Below are 249 nucleotides of genomic sequence, written 5' to 3'. Positions count from 1 at the left end.
AATTTCCTCTCTTGCTGGTGCGATTGCAGCTGTGGTGTCATGGTCGGTGATCGCCAGGGTGCCGACGCGCATCTCGACTGCACGGTGCACCAATGCTTCTGGCGTCAGGCAGCCATCGGAAGCTGTGGTATGGCTGTGCAGGTCGTAAATCACTGCGTAATTCGTGTCGCTCAAGGCGGACTCCCGTTCTGGATAATGTTTTTTGCGCCGACATCATAACGGTTCTGGCAAATATTCTGAAATGAGCTG

Annotated in this window: 1 protein-coding gene; it reads right to left on the bottom strand. The window is 53.8% G+C overall.

What is annotated here, in order from left to right; genetic code table 11:
- Window positions 1-153: PHP domain-containing protein (locus SB764_RS43180; protein WP_410867193.1), on the bottom strand; the 153-nt coding region annotated here is incomplete at its 3' end.
- Between the last annotated feature and the right edge of the window lie 96 nt (window positions 154-249).

Origin of the sequence: Paraburkholderia sp. SIMBA_027, from assembly GCF_046535315.1 — a bacterium.
In the GTDB taxonomy this organism is placed as follows: domain Bacteria; phylum Pseudomonadota; class Gammaproteobacteria; order Burkholderiales; family Burkholderiaceae; genus Paraburkholderia; species Paraburkholderia tropica.
The sequence above is the reverse complement of the archived record's forward strand: the minus strand, read 5'-3'. Positions and strand labels throughout refer to the sequence as shown.